Here is a 20,034-nt window from a genome sequence, read left to right on the forward strand (position 1 = left end):
GATGACGCACCAACCGCCCGCCGGCCTGCCCGAAATCGCCATTGACGGCGCCATCCTCCATTATGGCGCGCACCGCGTGCTCAATGGCCTGTCGCTCTCGGTGGCGAGCGGCGAGATCTATGCGCTGCTCGGTGGCAATGGCGCGGGCAAGTCGACGACGCTGTCGGCCCTGCTCGGCTTCGTCCGGGTCGACGGGGGCAGCGTGCGGGTCGGCGGGATCGACGCGGCCGCCGATCCCGACGCGGCCCGGCGGCGCATCGCCTATCTGCCGGAGAATGTCGCGCTGTACGAACATCTGAGCGCGGTCGAGAACGCCGATTATCTGCTCGCCCTGTCGGGTACGCCGCGCGACCGGCCGGCGATTGTCGAAGCCCTGGCGGCGGCGGGCCTGCAGGAGCGGGCGTTCGACCAGCGGCTCGGCGGCTTTTCCAAGGGGATGCGACAGAAGGTCGCCATCGCCGTGGCGCTGTTGCGCGAAGTCCCGGTGCTGCTGCTCGACGAGCCGACCTCCGGCCTCGATCCGCGCGCGACGGCCGATTTCAACAGGCTGCTCCATGCGGTGCGGGCGCGGGGCACCGCCGTGCTGATGGTGACGCACGACCTGCTCAGCGCCGCCGATGTCGCCGACCGTATCGGCTTTCTGGAGGGCGGACGCATCGTCGCGGCGGTCGCGGCGGAGGGCGAGGCCCGCTTCGACGTGCGCGCCCTGCATGACCGGTTCGCGGGGGCGGCGGCGGCATGAGCGCGATCTCGCTCATCGCGCGCGACGAGTGGCGGCTGATGCGGCGCAACCGCGTCGCGGTGACCGCCATCCTGCTGCTGCTGGTCCTGACGCTGGTCGCTGTCGCCACCGCCTGGACGCATCAACAGGGCATCGCCGACCATCGCGCGCGCAACCAGGCGGAGGCGAACCATGCGTTCGAGGCGCAGCCCGACCGCCACCCGCATCGCGTCGTCCATTATGGGCATTTCATCTTCCGCCCGCTGGGGCCGCTCGCCGCCTTCGATCCGGGCGTCGACGCCTTTACCGGCAACACCATGTTCCTCGAAGGACATCGGCAGAATACCAGCAATTTCGGCGATGTGCGGCAAAGCTCGGCGCTGGTCCGCTTCGGCCAGCTGACCCCGGCCTTCGTCCTTCAGGTGGTGGCGCCGCTGCTGTTGATCTTCCTCGGTTATGGCGCGGTCGCGCGCGAGACCGAGGGGGGAACGCTGCGCCCGCTGATGGTGCAGGGAGCCTCGGCACGATCGATCGTGCTGGGCAAGCTCGCCGCGCTGGGCGTGGTCGCGCTGCTGGTCGGGCTTCCGGCGATGATCGGCTTCGTGCTGATCGCCGGCCAGCCGGGCGCCTTTGCCGGGCCGATGATGGCCATCGCCCTGGGCTATGCCGCCTATCTGGCATTGTGGGTGGTGGCCATCATCCTCGTGTCGATGCTGGTCCGTCGCCGCCGTGATGCCCTGCTCGCCTTGCTGGCGGTGTGGGCGGTGACGGTGGTGCTGCTGCCGCGCGTCGCGCCCGACATGGCGAGCGCGGCCTATCCGCTCACCAACCGCCTGCAGACCGATGTCGCCATCGCCCGCGACCTGCGCCGGATGGGCGACAGCCATGATCCCGACGATCCGCATTTCGCCCGGTTCAAGGCGGACGTGCTGAAACGCTATGGCGTGGCCCGCGTCGAGGATCTGCCGGTCAACTATAAGGGCCTGCTCGCGCTGGAAGGCGAAGCGCTGACCAGCAAGTTGTTCGACCGTTATGCCACGGCCAGCTTCGCGACGCAGGCGCGGCAGAATGCTTGGGTCACCGGGATCGGCCTGCTCAGCCCGACCATCGCGCTGCGCCAGGCGTCGATGGCGGCGGCGGGCACCGATTTCGCCGGCCATCGCCGCTTCCTCGAACAGGCGGAGGCCTATCGCTACGCCCTCGTGCAGCAGTTGAACCGCTTGCAGGCCGAGGCGGTCCGCTATGCCGACGATGTCGCCAAGGACGCCGGCGCCGACCGGCGCAAGCGGATCGGCGCCGACCATTGGCGGGGGATTCCCAAATTCGCCTTCGTCCCGCCCGATGCGGCGACCTTGGTGCGGGCGAGCCTGCCGGGGGTGACCATCATCCTGGGCTGGCTGGTGGTGGTCGGGGCCGCGCTGGCATGGGCGACCCGCCGGCTGGGAGCGAAGTGATGGCACTGTGGAAGCATGAGCTACGGCTGCTGCTGCGGTCGCGCATGGCGAGCATCGCGCTGGTCCTGCTGGCGGTGCTCAGCGCCGCCGCCGTCGCCGCCGGGATGACCGAGATGGCACGGCAGCGCGCCGCCATCGATGCGATCTCCACCGCGCAGGCGGAGGATGTCGAGGCGATCGCCCGCTATGTCGACCGGGAGAAGGACGCCGGGAGCGCCGCCTATTATACCTTCCACCCCACCTGGGACGCGCCCGCGCCGCTCGCCTTCGCCGCGATCGGCATGCGCGATGTCGCACCCTATATCCTGCGCGTCCGGGCGTTGGGGCTGGAGGCGCAGATCTATGACGGCGATACCTTCAATCCCGAACTGGCGCTGCCGGGGCGGTTCGATTTCGCCTTCGTGCTGGTGTTCCTGGCGCCGCTGTTCGTCATCGCGCTGTTCCACGACCTGAAGTCGGGTGAGCGCGAGGCGGGACGCGCCCGGATGCTGGGCGCGCTGCCGGGGGCGGGGCGGCTGTGGCTGCGACGTGGGCTGCTGCGGTTCGCGCTGTTGCTGGCGGCCCTGGCGGTGCCGTTCATGATCGGTGCGCTTCTGTCTGGGGTCGAAGCCTGGGCGATGCTGCTGGTCGTCGCGGTGGCGGGTGCGTATCTGTTGTTCTGGATCGGCCTGGCCGGGCTGGTGTCGCGGCTGGGCCATGGATCGACCGCCAATGCCGCGACGCTCGCCGGACTGTGGCTGGTGCTCGTGCTGGTCATTCCGACGCTCGCCAATGTCGTCATCAATCGCGCCATTCCGGTCGACGAAGGTGCCCGGATCGCGCTGGCGCAGCGCGAGAATGTCCACCATGCCTGGGAAATCCCGCGCGAGGACACGATGCGGCGCTTCTATGCCCGCCATCCCGAATGGGCGGACTCGCCACCGCTGCCCGAGGGTTTCCATTACAAATGGTATTTCGCCTTCCACCAGAATGGCGACGACAGCGTGGCCGATCGGGTCAAGGCCTATCGTGAGCGGCTGGAGCGCCGCGCCAGCGCCGCCGACGCGCTCGGCTGGCTGCTTCCGTCGGTGGGCGTTCAGGCGCTGCTGACGCGGCTGGCGCATACCGACCTGACGGCGCAACTCGCCTATCAGGACCGTATCCGCGCCTTTCACCGTCGGCTGCGCGACTTCTATTACGGCTATATCTTCCGCGACCGGCCCTTCGGCAAGGCGGACTTCGCCAAGGCCCCCGGCTACTGAGCCCATGTCCGGGGATGCGGCGCGCGACATGCGACGTATCCGGACGGGCCTGAGTGATGGCCACAATGGTGCGTGACGGCGTCGCCGACGCGTCCGTGCTTGCGATGCTTGCCGAGCGGGTCATCGGGCGGGGCCCGTCCGTGCAAATCTCGTCGGACCAGGGCAGGCATGACTATCCGGGCGAAAAGAACCGGTTTTCCTATAAAACCGGACCAGAATTGTTTCGAGATTCGGCAAAGACCGATTGGCGCTTAGCGTATTCGCCAAATTATGATAGTAAGACCTATCGTCGACAGCCTCTCTCGAAGCGTCGACGGCTGAGAGACATCGTGCTCCCGCTTCCACATGCCGGGAATTATCATGTCCGATAGTGCATTAGATTATCGTTCGCGCGCGGCCGATTGCCGGCGCACGGCTGGCGCCGCCATCTTGGAAAATGTCCGCCTGCGCTGGGAATCGTCCGCCTTGAACTGGGACGCACTCGCCGAACGGGCCGATCGCACGGATGCCGAGCGTGACAGGATCAAGGCCGATCGCATCACTGCGATGGCGCGAACCTAGCCATGGCCGCCTCGCCATGCCCGGTGCTGGTGAGGGTGCATGGAACGGGCGGCGGTTGCGGGAAGCCCCGCGGCATCACCGCTCGTGAACTCGCGCCTTCCGTGGCGGAGTAGGGGCCGACCGTAGCCGGCCCCGACAGGCTTTAGGCGAACGCCAGCTTGCGACGACGCATCGCATAGCCAACCATGCCGAAGCCGGCGAGCATCAGCGCCCAGGTGGACGGCTCGGGGACATCCATGGGCTCGAAGCTGGCCTGGCCGCCATAGGCACCGTTGCCGCGCGAGAAGCCGGTCACGGTGATCGTGTTGAGCTGTCCGGCGGTGATGGGGATCAGATTCTGGAAGGCCGATTCGAACACGCCGCCGCCCGCGACGAAGATCTGCGCAGCCACACCGTTGATCAGGACGGACGTGAAATCGAGATCGTTCGCGTTACCGAGGAAGTTCGCGCTCGTCGTCACCGTGCCGCTGCCGAAGCCATTGGCGGGGATCGTGAAGGTGAAGGTGTCGGTGAACGCACCCGACGCGATGCCCGTGTTGAAAAAGGCACCGGCGAAGGTACCGTTCGGGCCAGCGGAGGCCTTGAAATTGGCACTGCCCACCGGGAAGGTTGCCGCTTGCGCCGACGAAGCGGCAATAAGGCCGCTCGTCGCAATCGCTGCGGCGAGTAAAACCGTTTTCATCTCAATTGTCCCTGTTGGCGAAACTGCCGCACGGCCTGTGCGCGTAAAGTCTCTGATAACCAAGGGAAATTTGCATAGTTAATCGTAGGTTAATGTAATTTTGGGTGTGTCGTCCGACACCCTGCGCCGTGTCTGGTAAGGATGTGTTGCGGCCTGTACGCGACGAATGGCTGATCCGTACCGCCGTCAAACCCCGTAGCGCTTGTTCCCGTTGCTGGTGATGCAATATCGGCCGCCGCGCGGGCCGACACAGACATTGCCGCCATTGCACGGGCATTCACCGCTTGTCGTGCCACGCAACGGCGTGAAGGTGCGGGCGCGTACACTGTGCTTCCGGCTCTTATACGTCGACGATCGGCGGGCGTCACTCGGCACCGTGCCGACCGCCAGCATCGAAAGGGCGGCACAACCGAGAATCACCATGCGTCTCATAGACGTCCCCCTGTCGGGGCACCTAATCTCCCGAGACGGGCCGCGTCCACGACTCCTTGGTCGGTTCTGGATGTATCCGCTGCCGAAAAGTCACCGGCGAACAGGCTGTTAGTCGGCTCGACGGAGCCTTCACCGCACGATGGCGTTGCGCGCCTGCAACGATAGGGGATTCGCCATGACCGGACTATGGGCCGCCGGCTTCTGGGGGCTGGTGGGAGGATCGGCGTTGGTCCTCGGCGCGGTCGTGGCGTGGTTCGCGACCCTGCCGCAGCGCTTGATCGCCGCCGTGATGGCGGTCGGCGCGGGCGTGCTGATCTCCGCCGTCGCCTTCGACCTGATGGATGAGGCGTTCCACCAGGGCGGCTTCGATGCCACGGCGATCGGCTTTCTCGGCGGAGCGATCGCCTATACGGCGGCGAACATCATCGTCTCCAGGCGCGGAGCCCGTCACCGCAAGCGGTCGGGCTCCAACCCCGACGAACGCCAGTCCGATGCGCACAGCGACTCCGGTGCCGCCATCGCGATCGGCGCGCTGCTCGACGGCATTCCGGAATCGGTCGTCATCGGCGTCAGCCTGCTCGGCGGCGGCGGCGTGAGCGCGGTGACGGTGGCGGCCGTGTTCCTGTCGAATGTGCCGGAGGGCTTATCGAGCGCGGCCGGCATGAAGGCGGCCGGCCGCTCGCCCCAATATGTGTTCGGCGTCTGGGGCGGCATCGCCATCGCCTCCGCGATCGCCGCGATGATCGGCAATGTGGCGCTGGCCGGCAGCAGCCCGGACCTGATCGCGGGCGTCACGGCGGTCGCAGCCGGCGCGATCCTCGCCATGCTGGTGGACACGATGATCCCGGAGGCCACCGAAGCCACGCATGACTATTCCGGCCTGATCGCGGTCGTCGGGTTCCTGCTGGCCTTCATCCTGACGAAAAGCGGTTGAAACCGATCGAGCGACCGCATCCAGAAACTTGCATCCGGCAGAACCGCCGGCGCGGCCGGGGGACCGTCAGACCGGCACCGGCAAACGGTAAAAGGCCGCTAGCCTTTCGGCCGGCGGCCTTTCTTGAAGCCGTACAGAGATGGAAGTTCAGGCTTCAAACCGGATATGGGTTTACGCCAGGGCGATCTTGGTCGACCGGCGGCGATAGCGGGCTGCGGCTCCGACCATCGCAAAACCGACCAGCATCATCGCCCAGGTCGTGGGCTCGGGAACCGCCGCCACCGTCAGCTGCGCGACCTTGAAGAAGTCGTTGCGATCGTCCGGCCCGTTGAACGAACCGCCCACGATCCAGACGTTCGACGCTTTGGCCAGCGGCAGGGCATAGGTCTGGAGAGCGGTCTTGTAGGCGTCGCTGTTGCTGTTGAAGCCACCGAGGCGGGTGTCGAACAGCTTCGCGGCATCCGTGCCCGTCAGCGCCGTGCCGAGGCCGAGCGTCGAGGAGTTCCAGCCGATAAAGGCGTCATTGTCGGTATAGTTGCGGTCGTCGATGCCGAAGCTGTTCAGCTTTGCCGATTGCAGCGTCACGGCCTCGCTGAACTGGAGGACGAGGAATTCCCAACCATTGATGTTGTCGATCTGGTGATAGCCGCCGTCGCGACGTTCACCCTGCTGGTAGATGCCGAGACCGTCCGAGCCGAAAGACGCGATCTCGCCGGCCGTGAAGCGCACCATCGAAGCCACGCGACCAACCGGTCGCCTTCATCGTGATCGACCGCGACCCGTCGCTGCCGGAGTAAGTGAAAGCATTGCCGTAGCCCGAGCCGGTAACTTTACCGGAATTGACCGTGTTGAACACGAAATCTGCGGCCTGCGCCGACCCGGCGCTAGCAAAGGCTCCAAATGCTGCCGTTGCGGCGATGATCTTCTTCATGTCGTTCCCCGTAATCTGATGAACAATCTCCTAATGTGGATTTCCGTTATCGCGCAACAGGTTGTTGAGGGCAGCTTTGTGTCAATATGAAGCCCGTCATGGTTAATCACTATATTAACCATGATTTGCGGGTGCTGTGATCGTGCTGGATGCACTCTGCACTTATAGGGTTTCGTGCGGTTTGAGGATTTGATTCGACGCTGGAACATCATTGGCGATGTCGGCGACGACGCCTATCGCGTCGCGGTTCGCGACCAAAAGGTGCGGATCACGAAGCACGACGCTATGCTGGAACGCGCGATCAGGGCGTCCCGGCAGCCCGGTGCGGCAGTGTGCAAATCTGAATGGAAATGGCGCACCCGACAGGATTCGAACCTGTGGCCTCTGCCTTCGGAGGGCAGCGCTCTATCCAGCTGAGCTACGGGTGCCTGGAGGGCTCGCCTAGCAAAGCCTTTGGCGGAGCGCCAGCCCTAACGTGCAGGGAATCGTCGCGTCGGCGTCAGGGTGACGGGCTGGAAGGGGGCCAGGCCGCAGGCGGCGCCGGTCTGGATCGGCGCGCTGGTGATGACCGTCAGGATGTCGGTCGAGCAGAGCCGGTTGCCGATCGGGCGGTAGCTGATCCGCCGCTCATAGCCGAGGCCAGGACAGGCCTGCGCCAGGATGGTCCGGAAGACGCGGCGGTCGCGCATCAGGAAATCGATCACCCGGTCGCTGCGGACCTGGCTCTCGCGGATCAGATGGGCCGGGATGCAGTCCACCGCCGCGCCCGTCGGCTCGGCCGGGGGCGGGGTGCCATGATCGCGGTCCCTGGCGGAGGCGGCGAAGGCGGGGGCGATCGCCAGCAGCAGGAAGAATCGTTGCCAGGATCGCGTCATCGCCTCGCCTCCGTCAGGCCGCCCGCACCGCCTTGGTGGCGGGCGGCGGGGTCTTGGGCTTGAACGCACAGAGATCGGCGACGATGCAGCGCCAGCATTCGGGCCGGCGCGCCTTGCACACATAGCGGCCGTGCAGGATCAGCCAGTGATGGGCGTGCTGGCGGAACGGCGCGGGCGTCGCCTTGTCCAGCTTCAGTTCGACCGCCAGTGGCGTCTTGCCGGGGGCGAGGCCGGTGCGGTTGCAGACCCGGAAGATATGCGTGTCGACCGCGAAGGTCTCCGCGCCGAACGCGACGTTGAGCACGACATTGGCGGTCTTGCGGCCGACGCCGGGCAGCCGCTCCAGCGCCTCGCGCGTGGCGGGCACCTCGCCGCCGAACGCATCGATCAGCATCTGCGACAGGGCGATGACGTTCTTCGCCTTGGCATTGTACAGGCCGATCGTCTTGATATGCTGTTTCAGCCCTTCCTCGCCGAGCGCCACCATCTTCTCGGGCGTGTCGACCGTCTCGAACAGCGCGCGGGTCGCCTTGTTGACCGACACGTCGGTCGCCTGCGCCGACAGCGCCACCGCCACGACCAGCGTGAAGGGGTTGCGATAGTCCAGTTCGGTGACCGGATGCGGGTCCGCCTCCGCCAGCCGATGATAGAAATCAAGGACGTCGGCGCGTTTCACGCTCAGAGGCCCAGCACGTCGCCCATGCGATAGCGGCCGGCGGGTTGCCGGGCGAGCCACAGGGCCGCCTTCACCGCGCCGCGTGCGAAGATGCTGCGATCCTGCGCTAGGTGGCTGAGTTCGATCCGCTCGCCCTCCGCCGCCAGGATCACGCTGTGATCGCCGACCACCGATCCCCCGCGCAGCGCCGCCAGGCCGATCGTGCCCTCGCTGCGCGCCCCGGTCAGTCCGACGCGGCTGTCGACGCGCAGCTCCGACAGCGTCGAGCCGCGCCCCGCCGCCGCCGCCTCGCCCAGCAGCAGCGCGGTGCCGGAGGGGGCATCGACCTTGTGGCGATGGTGCATCTCGACGATCTCGATGTCCCAATCGGGTCCGAGCCGGGCGGCGGCCTCCTGCACCAGCATCGCCAGCAGCGTGACGCCGAGCGAGGTGTTGCCGGTCTGGAGGATGGCGATGCGGGTGGCGGCGGCGTCGATCGCCGCATGGTGCGCGAGCGACAGGCCGGTGGTGCCGATCACGATCGGCGTATTCGCTGCGACCGCCGCGTCGAGATGCGCCTCCAGGGCGGAGGGGGTGGAGAAGTCGACCAGCACGTCGGCGGCGCGGGCGACGATCGCGGGATCGTCCTTCGCCTCCGACCCGCCGGCGAGCCGTGCGCCCGCCTCGACCAGCGCGTCGGCGATGGCGCGGCCCATGCGGCCGGCACTGCCATAGATGCCGATGGCGGTCATGCGAGCGGGTTCCGATATTGGGGGTGCGGCATGCGCTTCCCTTGGCACGAAGCGCGTTCGGCCGGAACCGGGAATCGGAGCGTTTGGCAGGGGGCGGGCGGTAAATGGAGGAAAGCCGCCGGCCCTGCGATCGACGGCTTTGCTGCGTCCGGGGGTCGGACCCGTCATCCGTTCCAGGCGAAGCGGACGGCCGTGTTGCAACGACGGTGGCGTGTCGTGCCGGTGACCATGCCGAAGGCGAGCCGCATCTGAGTCGATCAGGCTTTATCGTCAGCCATGGTGAAGTTCAGGCGTGCATGCGGCTTTCGCCTGTTCACCCGTCGGCGATGCTTCTATCCAGGCCGGCATGGAACGGCCTCGCGCGATCGTCATCCTGACCGGAGCGGGAATCTCCGCCGAATCGGGGATCGCCACCTTTCGGGGGCCCGGCGGCTTGTGGGAGGGCCACCGGGTCGAGCATGTGTGTACGCCGGAGGCGCTGGCGGCGGACCCGGCGCTGGTGCATCGCTTCTACGACCTGCGGCGCGCGGGTTTGGCGGAGGTCGCGCCCAATGTCGCGCATATGGCGCTGGCGCGGCTGGACCGCCACTGGCCGGGCGAATTGCTGATCGTGACGCAGAATGTCGACGACCTGCACGAGCGGGCGGGCGCGCGCCGGCTGCTGCACATGCATGGTGAACTGATGTCGGCCCTGTGCGCCGCCTGCGGGGCGCGGGCGCCGCATCCGGGGCCGCTGCCGCCGGGCGAACACTGTGCGGCGTGCGGGGCGGCGGCGCTGCGGCCGGACATCGTCTTCTTCGGCGAGTTCCCGTACCGGATGGACCGGATCGAGGCGGCGCTGACGGCCTGCGACCTGTTCGTGTCGATCGGCACGTCGGGCGCGGTCTATCCGGCGGCGGGGTTCGTCGCGCAGGCCGCCGCCTATGGCGCGCGCACGCTGGAACTCAATCTGGAGCCATCGGCGGGCAGCCGCCGGTTCAGCGAGACGCGGCTCGGCCCCGCCAGCCGGCTGGTGCCCGAATGGGTCGAGGAGCTGCTTCAGTCGACCCAGTCGAGCCCGATGTCGCGATAGAGCGTCCGGTCCTCGTCCCAGCCGGGGCGGACCTTGACGTGGAGATAGAGGTGCACCGGCCGGTCGAGCAGTACCGCCAGTTCGGTGCGCGCGCGCGCGCCGATCTCGCGGATGCGGCTGCCGCCCTTGCCCAGCACGATGGCGCGCTGGGTCGGGCGCTCGACCAGGATCTGCTGGTGGATCTCGACCGATCCGTCCTCGCGCTCCTTGAACGCTTCGGTCTCGATCGCGCTGGCATAGGGCAGCTCGGCATGGAGCTGGAGATAGAGCTGCTCGCGCGTCACCTCGGCGGCCATGGCGCGCTCGGTCGCGTCGGACACCTGGTCCTCGGGATAATGCCAGGGGCCGACCGGCATCGCCCCGGCTAGGGCGCGCTTCAACTCGGGCAGGCCGTCGCCGGTCTGGGCGGAGACGAACCAGGTCTCGGCAAAGGGCAGCAGCGCGTTCAGGCGCTCGGCATGGATCAGCAGCTTGGCCTTGTCGGCCAGGTCGACCTTGTTGAGGATCAGGTGCTTGGGCTCGGGCCGGTCGCGCAGGCTTTCGGCGATGTCGGTCACCTTGCTGCCCAGGCCGCCCTTGGCGTCGACGACCAGCGCGAGCACATCGGCCCCCTCGGTTCCGCCCCAGGCGGCGGCGACCATCGCGCGGTCCAGCCGGCGCTGCGGCTCGAAGATGCCGGGCGTGTCGACCAGCAGCAGCTGCGCCTCCTCCTCGATCGCGACGCCCATCAGGCGCGCGCGCGTCGTCTGCGCCTTGGGGCTGACGATCGCCACCTTCTGCCCGACCAGGGCATTGACCAGGGTGGACTTGCCCGCATTGGGCGCGCCGAGGACGGCGACGAGGCCGCAACGTTGTTCGCTCATCTGCCTCGCCTAGAAGCGGGACGGGGGGCGGGGCAAGCCCTGAGCATCGTAAGGTGGTGCGCGCGAAGCCGCGAGGCCCTGAAGAGAAGGAAGCCGCGCGTCGGCGCGTGACCATCAAAGGCGCGTCGGATCAGGATCATCGGCGCGAAACGGGCGATCGCCCCCTCCCCGGACAGGGGAGGGGGCGAAGGTCTTACAGGAAGCGGTTGATGAGGTTCTCGATCCGCTCCTGCTGGCCGGACCGTGGGCGAGGATCGATGTCGCGCTCCACCGCCAGTTCGGCGATGCCCGCGAGATCGAGGCCGCCGACCTGCTGGCCGAACGCACCCTCCCAGCCGGCATAGCGCTCCGCCTTGATCGAATCGAGGCGTCCGTCCTCGATGATCGCCGCGGCGTTGAGCAGGCCCTTGGCGACGACGTCGATGCCGCCGACATGGCCGTAGAACAGGTCGACCGGCGCCATCGACTGGCGACGCACCTTGGCGTCGAAGTTGAAGCCGCCGGTGGTGAAGCCGCCCGCGCGGATGATCTCGATCATCGCCAGCGTCAATTCCTCGACCGAGTTGGGGAATTGGTCCGTGTCCCAACCATTCTGCGGATCGCCGCGATTGGCGTCGATCGAGCCGAACACGCCCAGCGCCGCCGCCGTCGCGATCTCATGCTCGAAGGTGTGGCCCGACAACGTGGCGTGGTTCGCCTCGATATTGACCTTGACCTCATTCTCCAGGCCATAGCGCTTGAGGAAGCCGTACACGGTCGCGGTGTCGAAGTCGTACTGGTGCTTGGTCGGCTCGTGCGGCTTGGGCTCGATCAGGATCGTGCCGGTGAAGCCGATCTTGTGCTTGTGCTCGACCACCAGGCTGAGGAAGCGACCGAAATTGTCCAGCTCCCGCTTCAGGTCGGTGTTGTGTAGCGTCTCATAGCCCTCGCGGCCGCCCCACAGCACATAGTTGCTGCCGCCCAGGCGATGCGTCGCCTCCAGCGCGTCGCGGACCTGGAGCGCGCCGAACGCATAGACCTCCGGATCGGGATTGGTCGCGCCGCCGGCGGCGAAGCGCGGATGGCTGAACAGATTGGCGGTGCCCCAGAGCAGCTTGCGGCCCGACGAGGCCTGGAGCGTTTCCAGATGGTCGACGGCCTCGGCGAAATAGCGGCGATGCTCGGTGACGTTGGCGGCGTCCGCCATCACGTCCACGTCATGGAAGCAGTAGTAGGGCACGTCGAGCTTCTGGAAGAAGTCGAACGCGACCTCGCGCTTCTCGGCGGCGGCGGCGCTGTCGTTCGCGCCGCGATGCCAGGGGCGGTTGAAGGTGCCGCCGCCGAACACGTCGGAGCCGGGCCAGCAGAAGGTGTGCCAGAAACAGGCGGCGAAGCGGAGATGCTCCTCCATCGTCTTGCCCATCACGACGCGGTTCTTGTCGTAATAGCGATAGGCCAGCTCGTTGGTCGAATCGGGACCTTCGTAGCGGATCTGGGGAATGTCGGCGAAGAAATCGGACATCAGGCGTTCCTGTCGAGAGGGGTGGGGGTGATGCGGGGATAGGCGTCGCGGAAGGCGGCCTTCTTGGCGGCGAGCCGGTCGACCAGTTCGGGTTCGGGGGCGATGCTGCGCGCGACCGGCGGGGCGGCGCAGACGGTGGCGGGATCGCCGCCATCGACGGCAAGCTGCGCGAGGCGGGCGGCGCCCAGCGCCGGGCCGACCTCGCCGCCCTGGAGATAGACCAGCTCGACCTCCATCGCGCTGGCGAGGATGCGGCCCCAATAGCCGGAGCGCGCACCGCCGCCGATCACCGCCATGCGGTCGACCCGCGTGCCGGCATCCTTCAGGGCGTCGAGCCCGTCGGCCAGCGCGAAGGCGACGCCTTCCAAGACCGCCTGCGCCAGCCGGCCGCCGTCCGTGTCATGGTCGAGGCGGAGGAAGGCGCCGCGCACCTCGGCATCGTTGTGCGGCGTCCGCTCGCCCGACAGATAGGGGAGGAAGAGTTCGGGGCCGCAGGCGGGGCCCGCCGCCTCGGCACGGGCGAACAGTTCCGCCGCGCCGCCGGCGGCCGTGATCCGCGCCACCCAGTCGATGCACGAGGCGGCGGACAGGTGGACGGACATCTGGTGCCACAGGCCGGGCAGGGCGTGGCAGAAGGCATGGACGGCGCGCGCCGGATTGGGGCGGAATTCCTTCGTCGCGACGAAGATCACGCCCGAGGTGCCGAGCGACAGCAGCGCGTCGCCATCCTGCACCACGCCGACGCCGACCGCGCCCGCCGCATTGTCGCCGCCGCCCGCCGCGACCGGCACTTGGGGCACGCCCCACAGTTCCGCGACGTCCGCCAGCAGCGTGCCGGTGACGGCCGATCCCTCGTGCAGGCTGGGCATCTGCGCCTCGCTCAGCCCGCAGGCGTCGAGCACCGCATCGCTCCACCGCCGGCCGGCGACGTCCAGCCAGATGGTGCCGGCGCTGTCCGACAGGTCGGACGCCTTGTCGCCGGTCATCTTCAGCCGGACATAGTCCTTGGGCAGCAGCACGGTGCGGATCGCGGCGAACACGTCCGGCTCATGGTCGCGGACCCATAGCAGCTTGGGCGCGGTGAAGCCGGGCATCGCCAGATTGCCGGTGATCGCATGGAGATCGGGCACCGCCGCCTCCAGCGCGCGGCACTCGGCGGCGCTGCGCCCGTCATTCCACAAAATGGCGGGGCGCAAGGGGCGGTCGTCCGCCCCCAACAGGGTCGCGCCGTGCATCTGCCCGGCGAGACCGATGCCGCGCACCGCGCGCCGCACCGCCGGGTCGATCGCCTGGACGGCGGCGGTCGTCGCCTTCCACCAGGCGTCGGGGTCCTGTTCCGACCAGAGCGGATGGGGGCGCTGCACGGTCAGCGCCGCCGTCCCCTGTCCGGCGACCGCGCCGCTGTCGTCGAGCACCACCGCCTTGACGCCGGAAGTGCCGATATCGATGCCGAGAAACATGGGGGGATCAGTCCTTGAACGGGTTGATCGTCTGGATCGTGCCGTCGGGGTTGAAGCGCAGCTCGGTCATCTTGGCGGAACGCAGGTGGTTCTTCCCGGACAATTGCGTGTCATGGTAGAAGAGATACCAGCGACCCTTGAAGTCGATGATCGAGTGGTGCGTCGTCCAGCCCTGCACCGGCTCCATGATCCGGCCGGTATAGCGGAACGGGCCATAGGGCGTGTTACCGATGGCATAGGCCAGGTAATGCGTGTCGCCGGTCGAATAGGTGAAGTAATATTTCCCGTTCCGCTTGAAGAGCCAGCTCGCCTCGAAGAAGCGGCGGTCATGGTCGCCGCCCAGGATCGGCTTGCCCTGGTCGTCGACGATCTGCACGTCGCGCGGGGCCTCGGCGAAGCTCTTCATATCGGGGGACAGGCGGGCGATCTTGGCCGACAGCGCCGGCTGGTCGTCGCGCTTCAGGTCGGTGTCGCCGCCGTTCGCGTCATAGCGGCCGGTCGCCCAGCGCTGGAGCTGACCGCCCCAGATGCCGCCGAAATACATGTAGCTCTGGCCATTGGTGTCGGTGAACACCGCCGGATCGATCGAATAGCTGCCGGCGATCGGCGTCGGTTCGGCCTTGAACGGGCCGGTCGGCGACTTGGAGGTGGCGACGCCGATCCGGAACACGCCCTGTTTGTCGCGCGCCGGGATATAGAGATAATAGGTGCCGTTCTTGTACGCGGCATCGGGAGCCCAGGTCTGCTTGGACGCCCAGGGGATGTCCTTCACGTCGATCGCGACCGGGTTCACCGTCACCGGGCCGCCGGGCCGGTCCATGCTCAGCACCTGATAGTCGTGCATCGCATATTGGTTGCCGAGATCGTCGTCGGGAATGCCGGCATCGACGTCATGGCTGGGATAGACGTAGATCTTGCCGTTGAAGACATGCGCGGACGGGTCGGCGAAGAACTGGTTCCGGACCAGCGGCTGGGCCAGATAGCGCTTGCCGTCCGGGCTGCGCGGCTCGGCCGCCGCCTTGGCGGGCGCGGTCTTGGGCTGTTGCGCGATCGCATAGCCCCCGCCGGCGAGCGCCAGCGTGGCGGCCGCGAGAAGGGTGGAGAAATGGCGTGGCACGACCTTCCGATCCTTTCCTGTCTTTTTAGAGCCTTCTGCTGAGGCATTTGCGCGGCGGGAACCGCATCGATAGCGCTACCATATGGAAGCGGAGGGGCGGGGGCAAGCGTCGCCGCGCGTAAATCACCGCATCCACCGAAATGGATTGCGATCGCAGGCTCTTAACCTTCCCCTAAGGCCCGTCGGCCTAGGATTTCGCCAGCTTCGCAACGGACCTCTGGCTTGCTGTCATCCCCCTCTCGCTCCACGACCGGCCGGCCGCGCTCCGAACGGTACAAGATGGCGGTCGCCATCGCGGTCTTCGGCACCATCGTCGGCGGCTATGTCGCGGTCGCACAGGTGCAGGCGGCGCGCGCGCCGCTGCCCGACGCGGACCAGCCGACGGGGGCGTGCAGTCTGTGGTTCATCGGCTCGTCGACCGTTTTCAAATGGCGGACGCTGGCACGCGACATGGTGCCGTGGCAGGCGCATAATCGCGGCATCGACGGCGCGGTCATCCCGCGCATCGTCCAGGCCTTCCGCCACGAACCTCCTGGCCCGGCCCCGGCCGGCATCGTCTATTATTCGGGCGAGAACGACATCGCGCGCGGCGCCACCGCCGGGCAGGCCATGGCCGATTTCCGCGATTTCCTGGCGGCGAAAACGCAACGTTATGGCGCACTGCCGGTCATCGTCCTCGCGCTCAAGCCCAGTCCCACGCGCTGGAGCAATCTGCCCGCACAGACCGCGTTCAACGACGATCTGCGCCGGCTGGCGACGACGCGGCGCGATCTCCATTATCTCGACCTGCGATCCCTGCTGCTGGTCGATGGCCGGCCCGGTCCCTATTATGTGGAAGACGGCGTGCACCTGAACGCGCAGGGCTATGCCCGCTGGTCCGCCCGGCTGCGGCCGGCCCTGGCGCAACTGCTGCCGGCCGTGCGGGTTCGATACTGCGTCGGCGCGCAGCCGGCGTGACCCCGTCCCCCGCTCAGCCGATCGGGTTCGGCGGTGAGGGCCCGGATCGAGGGGCTGTCCCTGTGGCGGGCGCTGCTGATGCTGGCCGGCATCGCGCTGCACGCGACGATGGGGCGGGAGGACTATCCCCCCTTCGCCGCGATCAACATCGCCTCCGCCGCGTTCCGCATGGGCACCTTCTTCACGATCTCCGGCCTGTTGACCGGCTTCGCCCTGTTGCGGCGGTCGGACTCCCGGCCCTGGCTGAGGACCAGGCTGGTCCGGCTCGGCGTGCCGCTGATCGTGGGGCTGGGGCTGATCTTCCCGGCCATGGCGCTGGTCACCGGTGCCGGGCTGGGCCGGCTGTGGACGTGTAACCCGCACCATCTCTGGTTCCTGATTGCGCTGATCCTCTACACGCTGGCGGGTCACGCCCTGTGGCGGAGCAAGCGGGTTTCGCGCCTGTTCGACCGGATCGAGCGGCACGTGGCAGGCGGCGGGCACCTGCAGGCGCGTCTGGTGCTGCTGGCGGGATTGCTGTCCTTCCTGCTGATCATGCTGGTCATGCCCATCCGGATGCGCGTGCCGCCCGAGTGGCAGCCGCTGGCCCGGTCGCTGCCGCTGGTCGCGGGCTATGCGCCCTTGTTCCTGCTGGGGCTGGCGATGGCGCGCGCGCCGGTGCTACGCCGCGCGCTGGTCGGTGACCGGCGACTGCCCGTCGCGATCCTGCTGGGGGGCGCGGCGATCACCATGGCCTGGCACTGGGGTCTCTGGCCCGCCATGTCGGACACGCGGCTGTTCTGGTGGGGTGGTCTGATCGAACTGGCCTGCGCGGCCTGGTGCCCGCCCGCCGCCACCGCGCTGATCCTGCGCTCCGCCCTCGCGATCCGGCGCGTGCCGCCGCTGCTCGCGCAACTGGGCGAGGCCTCGTTCACCATGTACCTGCTGCATTATCCCATCATCCTGGCGGTCAAGACGGTGGCGCACCCCTGGCATATCGGCCCCTGGATCGAGTTCGACCTGGCGCTGATCGTCGGCGGCGGCCTGTCCTATCTGGTCCATCGCCTGGGGGTGGAGCGGTCGGCGACGCTGGCCTGGCTGTTGAACGGCCGGGGGATGCCAACCCGCCCGGCGGCCGGTCCGGCGGTCATGGCGAAACCGGTCTAGCCCTTCCCCAAGCGACGGCGAGCGCGTACCGACAGCATCATGGCTGCCGAACCTCCTTCGCCGATTGCTGTCTCCACTCCGCCCAAGCCGTCCACCCGCACCGCCCGCCGCGTCCGGTCCGCGCCGACGATCAGCGACGTGGCGCGCCATGCCGGCGTGTCGCCGATGACGGTGTCGCGCGTCATCAACGGCGAGGCGAGCGTCCGCCCCTCGACGCGGGAGACGGTGAAGGCGGCGATCGCCGCGCTCAACTATGCGCCGAACCCGGCCGCGCGCAGCCTGGCCGGCGCGCGCCAGTTGCGTGTCGCGATGCTCTACAGCAACCCGTCCGCCGGCTATCTCAGCGAGTTCCTGCTCGGCAGCCTCGACCAGGCGTCGCGATCGGACGTGCAGATCGTGGTCGAGAAATGCGAGCTGGGCGATCATGAGATGGAGGTCGCCGCGCAGGTGGTCGCCAGCGGCATCGACGGTGTCGTCCTGCCGCCGCCGCTGTGCGAATCGGAGCCGCTGCTCGACCTGTTCGCCAAGGCCGGCGTGCCGACCGTCTCGGTCGCAACCGGCCGGCCCGCCGCCGACATGCTGGCGATCCGCATCGACGACCGCGCCGCCGCGCTGACCATGACCCGGCACATCATGTCGCTGGGCCATCGCCGCATCGGCTTCATCATGGGCAATCCCAATCTGACCGCCTCCGCGCGTCGCTTCTCCGGCTACAAGGCGGCGCTGGAGGAAGCGGGGATCACGGTGGACCCGGAACTGATCGTCCAGGGACTCTATACCTATCGATCGGGTCTGGATGCGGCGGAGCAACTGCTCGACCGGGCCGATCCGCCGACCGCGATCTTCTCGTCCAACGACGACATGGCCGCCGCCACCGTCGCGGTCGCGCATCGGCGCGGGCTGGACGTACCGGGCGACCTGACGGTCTGCGGCTTCGACGACACTACCCTGTCGACCGCGATCTGGCCGGAGCTGACCACCATCCATCAGCCGATCGCCGACATGGCGCGCGCGGCGGTCGAGCTGCTGGTCGCGGTGCTGCGCCACAAGGATGGCGAGGTGGCGGACCGGCACCTGTTGCTCGACTATACTTTCATTCGGCGTCAATCGGATGCGCCGCCCCGGATGCGGCCGAAGGTGCTTCCGGCTTGACCGCCAACGGTTAACTGATAGCGATAACAATATTGGGGCGGGCCGGTCGTCGGCGACGCGTCATCAGGAGAGGGTCCCATGACCGATAAGATGCGGGGGACGGGAAGTGCGGGCGAAGCCGCCACCGTCAACCATGGTTTCATCGCCGCGATCGTCGCCGTCGCGACCATCGGCGGCTTCATGTTCGGCTATGATTCGGGCGTCATCAACGGGACGCAAAAGGGGCTGGAGGCGGCCTTCGACCTCGGCCGGCTCGGCATCGGCGTCAATGTCGGCGCGATCCTGGTCGGCTCGGCGATCGGTGCGTTCGGTGCGGGCCGGCTGGCCGACCGGATCGGCCGTCGCAACACCATGATGCTGGCGGCGGCGCTGTTCCTCGTCTCCGCGCTGCTCGCGGGCGCGGCGACCAGTTCGGCGATCTTCATCATGGCGCGCATCATCGGCGGCCTGGGCGTCGGCGCGGCGAGCGTCATCTCGCCCGTCTATATCTCCGAGGTCACCCCGGCCTCGATCCGCGGACGTCTCACCAGCGTGCAGCAGGTGATGATCATCACCGGCCTGACCGGCGCGTTCGTCGCCAATTTCGCGCTGGCCCGCTATGCCGGCGGCTCGACCGCGCCGTTCTGGCTCGACTATCCGGCCTGGCGCTGGATGTTCTGGCTCCAGGCGATCCCGGCGTTCATCTATCTCGTCGCGCTGTTCGTCATCCCGGAAAGCCCGCGCTTCCTGGTCGCCAAGGGCCGCGATGCGGAGGCGCACGTCGTGTTGACCCGCCTATTCGGCCGCGCCGAGGCGGACCGCAAGGTCGTCGAGATCCGCAACTCGCTCGCCGTCGACCATCACAAGCCCAAGCTGTCCGACCTGGTCGACAAGACCACCGGCAAGATCCGTCCCATCCTGTGGGCGGGCATCGGCCTCGCCATCTTCCAGCAGCTGGTCGGCATCAACGTCGTCTTCTATTACGGCGCGACCTTGTGGGAGGCGGTCGGCTTCTCGGAGGATTATGCGCTCCAGACCAACATCCTGTCGGGCGTGCTGTCGATCGCGGCCTGCCTGTTCACGATCGCGACCGTCGACAAGATCGGCCGCAAGCCGCTGCTGCTGATCGGTTCGGCCGGCATGGCGGTGACGCTGGCGCTGGTTGCCTATGCCTTCTCCACCGCCGTGACCGGCGCCAACGGAGCGGTGTCGCTGCCGGGCAATAACGGCATCCTGGCGCTGGTGTCGGCGAATCTCTACGTCATCTTCTTCAACGCCAGCTGGGGCCCGGTCATGTGGGTGATGCTGGGCGAGATGTTCCCAAACCAGATCCGCGGTTCGGGCCTGGCGGTGTCGGGCTTTGCGCAGTGGATCGCCAACGCCGCCATCTCGGTCAGCTTCCCGGCGCTCGCCGTGTCGCCCGGCCTGGCGGTGACCTATACCGGCTACGCCTTCTTCGCGGCGATCTCGTTCTTCTTCGTCAAGGCGCTGGTCAACGAGACCAAGGGCCGCGAGCTGGAGGACATGGCCGGCTGATCCCCAGTCCGTC

The 20,034-nt window shown here is 67.9% G+C and carries 20 protein-coding genes and 1 tRNA gene; 10 read left to right on the forward strand and 11 right to left on the reverse strand.

Annotated features, from left to right (window positions below; genetic code table 11):
• The first annotated feature begins 1 nt into the window (after nt 1).
• The 4 genes from QE452_RS00435 (at nt 2) to QE452_RS00450 (ending at nt 3,977) form a co-directional block, all read left to right on the forward strand.
• The gene (locus QE452_RS00435) at nt 2–742 is read left to right on the forward strand and encodes an ABC transporter ATP-binding protein (protein ID WP_309658209.1); all 741 of its coding nucleotides are present in this window, start codon (nt 2–4) and stop codon (nt 740–742) included.
• Nucleotides 739–2,175 carry a DUF3526 domain-containing protein gene (locus tag QE452_RS00440; protein ID WP_309658210.1) on the forward strand — a complete coding sequence of 479 codons (1,437 nt, stop codon included), beginning with the start codon at nt 739–741 and terminating at the stop codon, nt 2,173–2,175. The genes QE452_RS00435 and QE452_RS00440 overlap by 4 nt, the downstream gene beginning before the upstream one ends.
• Nucleotides 2,175–3,416 carry a DUF3526 domain-containing protein gene (locus QE452_RS00445; RefSeq protein WP_309658211.1) on the forward strand — a complete coding sequence of 414 codons (1,242 nt, stop codon included), beginning with the start codon at nt 2,175–2,177 and terminating at the stop codon, nt 3,414–3,416. Before QE452_RS00440 ends, QE452_RS00445 begins: the two co-directional genes overlap by 1 nt.
• A gap of 360 nt (nt 3,417–3,776) precedes the next feature.
• The gene (locus QE452_RS00450) at nt 3,777–3,977 is read left to right on the forward strand and encodes a hypothetical protein (protein WP_125995560.1); all 201 of its coding nucleotides are present in this window, start codon (nt 3,777–3,779) and stop codon (nt 3,975–3,977) included.
• A gap of 142 nt (nt 3,978–4,119) precedes the next feature.
• On the opposite strand, the gene QE452_RS00455 is transcribed toward QE452_RS00450, so the two are convergent.
• Nucleotides 4,120–4,722 (reverse strand): FxDxF family PEP-CTERM protein, encoded by a 603-nt coding sequence (locus QE452_RS00455; RefSeq protein ID WP_309658212.1) that lies wholly within the window; start codon nt 4,720–4,722, stop codon nt 4,120–4,122.
• Between the two features lie 544 nt (nt 4,723–5,266).
• Between QE452_RS00455 and QE452_RS00460 the strand changes: the two genes are divergently transcribed.
• Nucleotides 5,267–6,025 carry a ZIP family zinc transporter gene (locus tag QE452_RS00460; protein ID WP_309658213.1) on the forward strand — a complete coding sequence of 253 codons (759 nt, stop codon included), beginning with the start codon at nt 5,267–5,269 and terminating at the stop codon, nt 6,023–6,025.
• Nucleotides 6,026–6,196: 171 nt separating this feature from the next.
• Here QE452_RS00460 and QE452_RS00465 read toward each other — a convergent pair whose 3' ends face one another.
• The 6 genes from QE452_RS00465 to dapB all read right to left on the reverse strand — a co-directional run bounded on the left by QE452_RS00465 (nt 6,197) and on the right by dapB (nt 9,238).
• Nucleotides 6,197–6,757: a PEPxxWA-CTERM sorting domain-containing protein gene (locus QE452_RS00465; protein ID WP_309729455.1), complete on the reverse strand. Its 561-nt coding sequence runs from the start codon at nt 6,755–6,757 to the stop codon at nt 6,197–6,199.
• Nucleotides 6,687–6,956, reverse strand: a complete 270-nt coding sequence (locus QE452_RS00470; protein ID WP_309729458.1) for a hypothetical protein — start codon at nt 6,954–6,956, stop codon at nt 6,687–6,689. Before QE452_RS00470 ends, QE452_RS00465 begins: the two co-directional genes overlap by 71 nt.
• Before the next feature lie 351 nt (nt 6,957–7,307).
• Nucleotides 7,308–7,384, reverse strand: a tRNA-Arg gene (locus tag QE452_RS00475).
• A gap of 42 nt (nt 7,385–7,426) precedes the next feature.
• Nucleotides 7,427–7,831 carry a hypothetical protein gene (locus QE452_RS00480; RefSeq protein WP_309658215.1) on the reverse strand — a complete coding sequence of 135 codons (405 nt, stop codon included), beginning with the start codon at nt 7,829–7,831 and terminating at the stop codon, nt 7,427–7,429.
• Between the two features lie 13 nt (nt 7,832–7,844).
• The gene (nth, locus tag QE452_RS00485) at nt 7,845–8,507 is read right to left on the reverse strand and encodes an endonuclease III (protein ID WP_309658216.1); all 663 of its coding nucleotides are present in this window, start codon (nt 8,505–8,507) and stop codon (nt 7,845–7,847) included.
• A 2-nt stretch (nt 8,508–8,509) separates the two neighbouring features.
• On the reverse strand, nt 8,510–9,238 hold the full coding sequence (gene dapB, locus QE452_RS00490) for a 4-hydroxy-tetrahydrodipicolinate reductase (RefSeq protein ID WP_309658217.1): 729 nt from the start codon (nt 9,236–9,238) through the stop codon (nt 8,510–8,512).
• Nucleotides 9,239–9,584: 346 nt separating this feature from the next.
• Between dapB and QE452_RS00495 the strand changes: the two genes are divergently transcribed.
• The gene (locus QE452_RS00495; protein ID WP_309658218.1) at nt 9,585–10,310 is read left to right on the forward strand and encodes an NAD-dependent deacylase; all 726 of its coding nucleotides are present in this window, start codon (nt 9,585–9,587) and stop codon (nt 10,308–10,310) included.
• On the opposite strand, the gene era is transcribed toward QE452_RS00495, so the two are convergent.
• The 4 genes from era to QE452_RS00515 all read right to left on the reverse strand — a co-directional run bounded on the left by era (nt 10,277) and on the right by QE452_RS00515 (nt 15,251).
• A complete protein-coding gene (era, locus tag QE452_RS00500; protein WP_125995567.1) occupies nt 10,277–11,173 on the reverse strand; it encodes a GTPase Era in 897 nt (298 codons plus the stop codon). The two genes, QE452_RS00495 and era, sit on opposite strands and share 34 nt — an antisense overlap.
• A gap of 193 nt (nt 11,174–11,366) precedes the next feature.
• Nucleotides 11,367–12,677: a xylose isomerase gene (gene xylA / locus QE452_RS00505; RefSeq protein WP_405052784.1), complete on the reverse strand. Its 1,311-nt coding sequence runs from the start codon at nt 12,675–12,677 to the stop codon at nt 11,367–11,369.
• Nucleotides 12,674–14,134: a xylulokinase gene (xylB, locus tag QE452_RS00510; protein ID WP_309658220.1), complete on the reverse strand. Its 1,461-nt coding sequence runs from the start codon at nt 14,132–14,134 to the stop codon at nt 12,674–12,676. The genes xylA and xylB overlap by 4 nt, the downstream gene beginning before the upstream one ends.
• 7 nt (nt 14,135–14,141) lie before the next feature.
• Nucleotides 14,142–15,251, reverse strand: coding sequence for a glycoside hydrolase family 43 protein (locus tag QE452_RS00515; protein WP_405052712.1), 1,110 nt, complete (start codon nt 15,249–15,251; stop codon nt 14,142–14,144).
• Between the two features lie 279 nt (nt 15,252–15,530).
• Here QE452_RS00515 and QE452_RS00520 point away from each other — a divergent pair, with 279 nt between their 5' ends.
• From QE452_RS00520 to QE452_RS00535, 4 genes are all read left to right on the forward strand, one after another.
• Entirely contained in the window at nt 15,531–16,208 is a 678-nt protein-coding gene (locus QE452_RS00520; protein WP_309658221.1) for a GDSL-type esterase/lipase family protein, read from the forward strand.
• Nucleotides 16,209–16,241: 33 nt separating this feature from the next.
• Nucleotides 16,242–17,354 carry an acyltransferase family protein gene (locus tag QE452_RS00525; RefSeq protein ID WP_309729461.1) on the forward strand — a complete coding sequence of 371 codons (1,113 nt, stop codon included), beginning with the start codon at nt 16,242–16,244 and terminating at the stop codon, nt 17,352–17,354.
• A gap of 39 nt (nt 17,355–17,393) precedes the next feature.
• Nucleotides 17,394–18,506: a LacI family DNA-binding transcriptional regulator gene (locus tag QE452_RS00530; protein WP_309658223.1), complete on the forward strand. Its 1,113-nt coding sequence runs from the start codon at nt 17,394–17,396 to the stop codon at nt 18,504–18,506.
• A gap of 78 nt (nt 18,507–18,584) precedes the next feature.
• Nucleotides 18,585–20,021: a sugar porter family MFS transporter gene (locus QE452_RS00535; protein WP_309658224.1), complete on the forward strand. Its 1,437-nt coding sequence runs from the start codon at nt 18,585–18,587 to the stop codon at nt 20,019–20,021.
• Nucleotides 20,022–20,034: the final 13 nt, after the last annotated feature.

Origin of the sequence: Sphingomonas sp. SORGH_AS_0438, assembly GCF_031453475.1 — a bacterium.
In the GTDB taxonomy this organism is placed as follows: Bacteria; Pseudomonadota; Alphaproteobacteria; order Sphingomonadales; family Sphingomonadaceae; genus Sphingomonas.

Coding starts and splice junctions, on each gene's coding strand:
- QE452_RS00530 (WP_309658223.1), top strand. CDS start 17,394: ATGGCTGCCGAACCTCCTTCGCCGATTGCTGTCTCCACTCCGCCCAAG.
- QE452_RS00445 (WP_309658211.1), top strand. CDS start 2,175: ATGGCACTGTGGAAGCATGAGCTACGGCTGCTGCTGCGGTCGCGCATG.
- QE452_RS00470 (WP_309729458.1), bottom strand. CDS start 6,956: ATGAAGAAGATCATCGCCGCAACGGCAGCATTTGGAGCCTTTGCTAGC.
- xylB (WP_309658220.1), bottom strand. CDS start 14,134: ATGTTTCTCGGCATCGATATCGGCACTTCCGGCGTCAAGGCGGTGGTG.
- QE452_RS00435 (WP_309658209.1), top strand. CDS start 2: ATGACGCACCAACCGCCCGCCGGCCTGCCCGAAATCGCCATTGACGGC.
- QE452_RS00440 (WP_309658210.1), top strand. CDS start 739: ATGAGCGCGATCTCGCTCATCGCGCGCGACGAGTGGCGGCTGATGCGG.
- era (WP_125995567.1), bottom strand. CDS start 11,173: ATGAGCGAACAACGTTGCGGCCTCGTCGCCGTCCTCGGCGCGCCCAAT.
- dapB (WP_309658217.1), bottom strand. CDS start 9,238: ATGACCGCCATCGGCATCTATGGCAGTGCCGGCCGCATGGGCCGCGCC.
- QE452_RS00495 (WP_309658218.1), top strand. CDS start 9,585: ATGGAACGGCCTCGCGCGATCGTCATCCTGACCGGAGCGGGAATCTCC.
- QE452_RS00465 (WP_309729455.1), bottom strand. CDS start 6,757: ATGGTGCGCTTCACGGCCGGCGAGATCGCGTCTTTCGGCTCGGACGGT.
- QE452_RS00520 (WP_309658221.1), top strand. CDS start 15,531: ATGGCGGTCGCCATCGCGGTCTTCGGCACCATCGTCGGCGGCTATGTC.
- QE452_RS00450 (WP_125995560.1), top strand. CDS start 3,777: ATGTCCGATAGTGCATTAGATTATCGTTCGCGCGCGGCCGATTGCCGG.
- QE452_RS00460 (WP_309658213.1), top strand. CDS start 5,267: ATGACCGGACTATGGGCCGCCGGCTTCTGGGGGCTGGTGGGAGGATCG.
- QE452_RS00480 (WP_309658215.1), bottom strand. CDS start 7,831: ATGACGCGATCCTGGCAACGATTCTTCCTGCTGCTGGCGATCGCCCCC.
- QE452_RS00535 (WP_309658224.1), top strand. CDS start 18,585: ATGACCGATAAGATGCGGGGGACGGGAAGTGCGGGCGAAGCCGCCACC.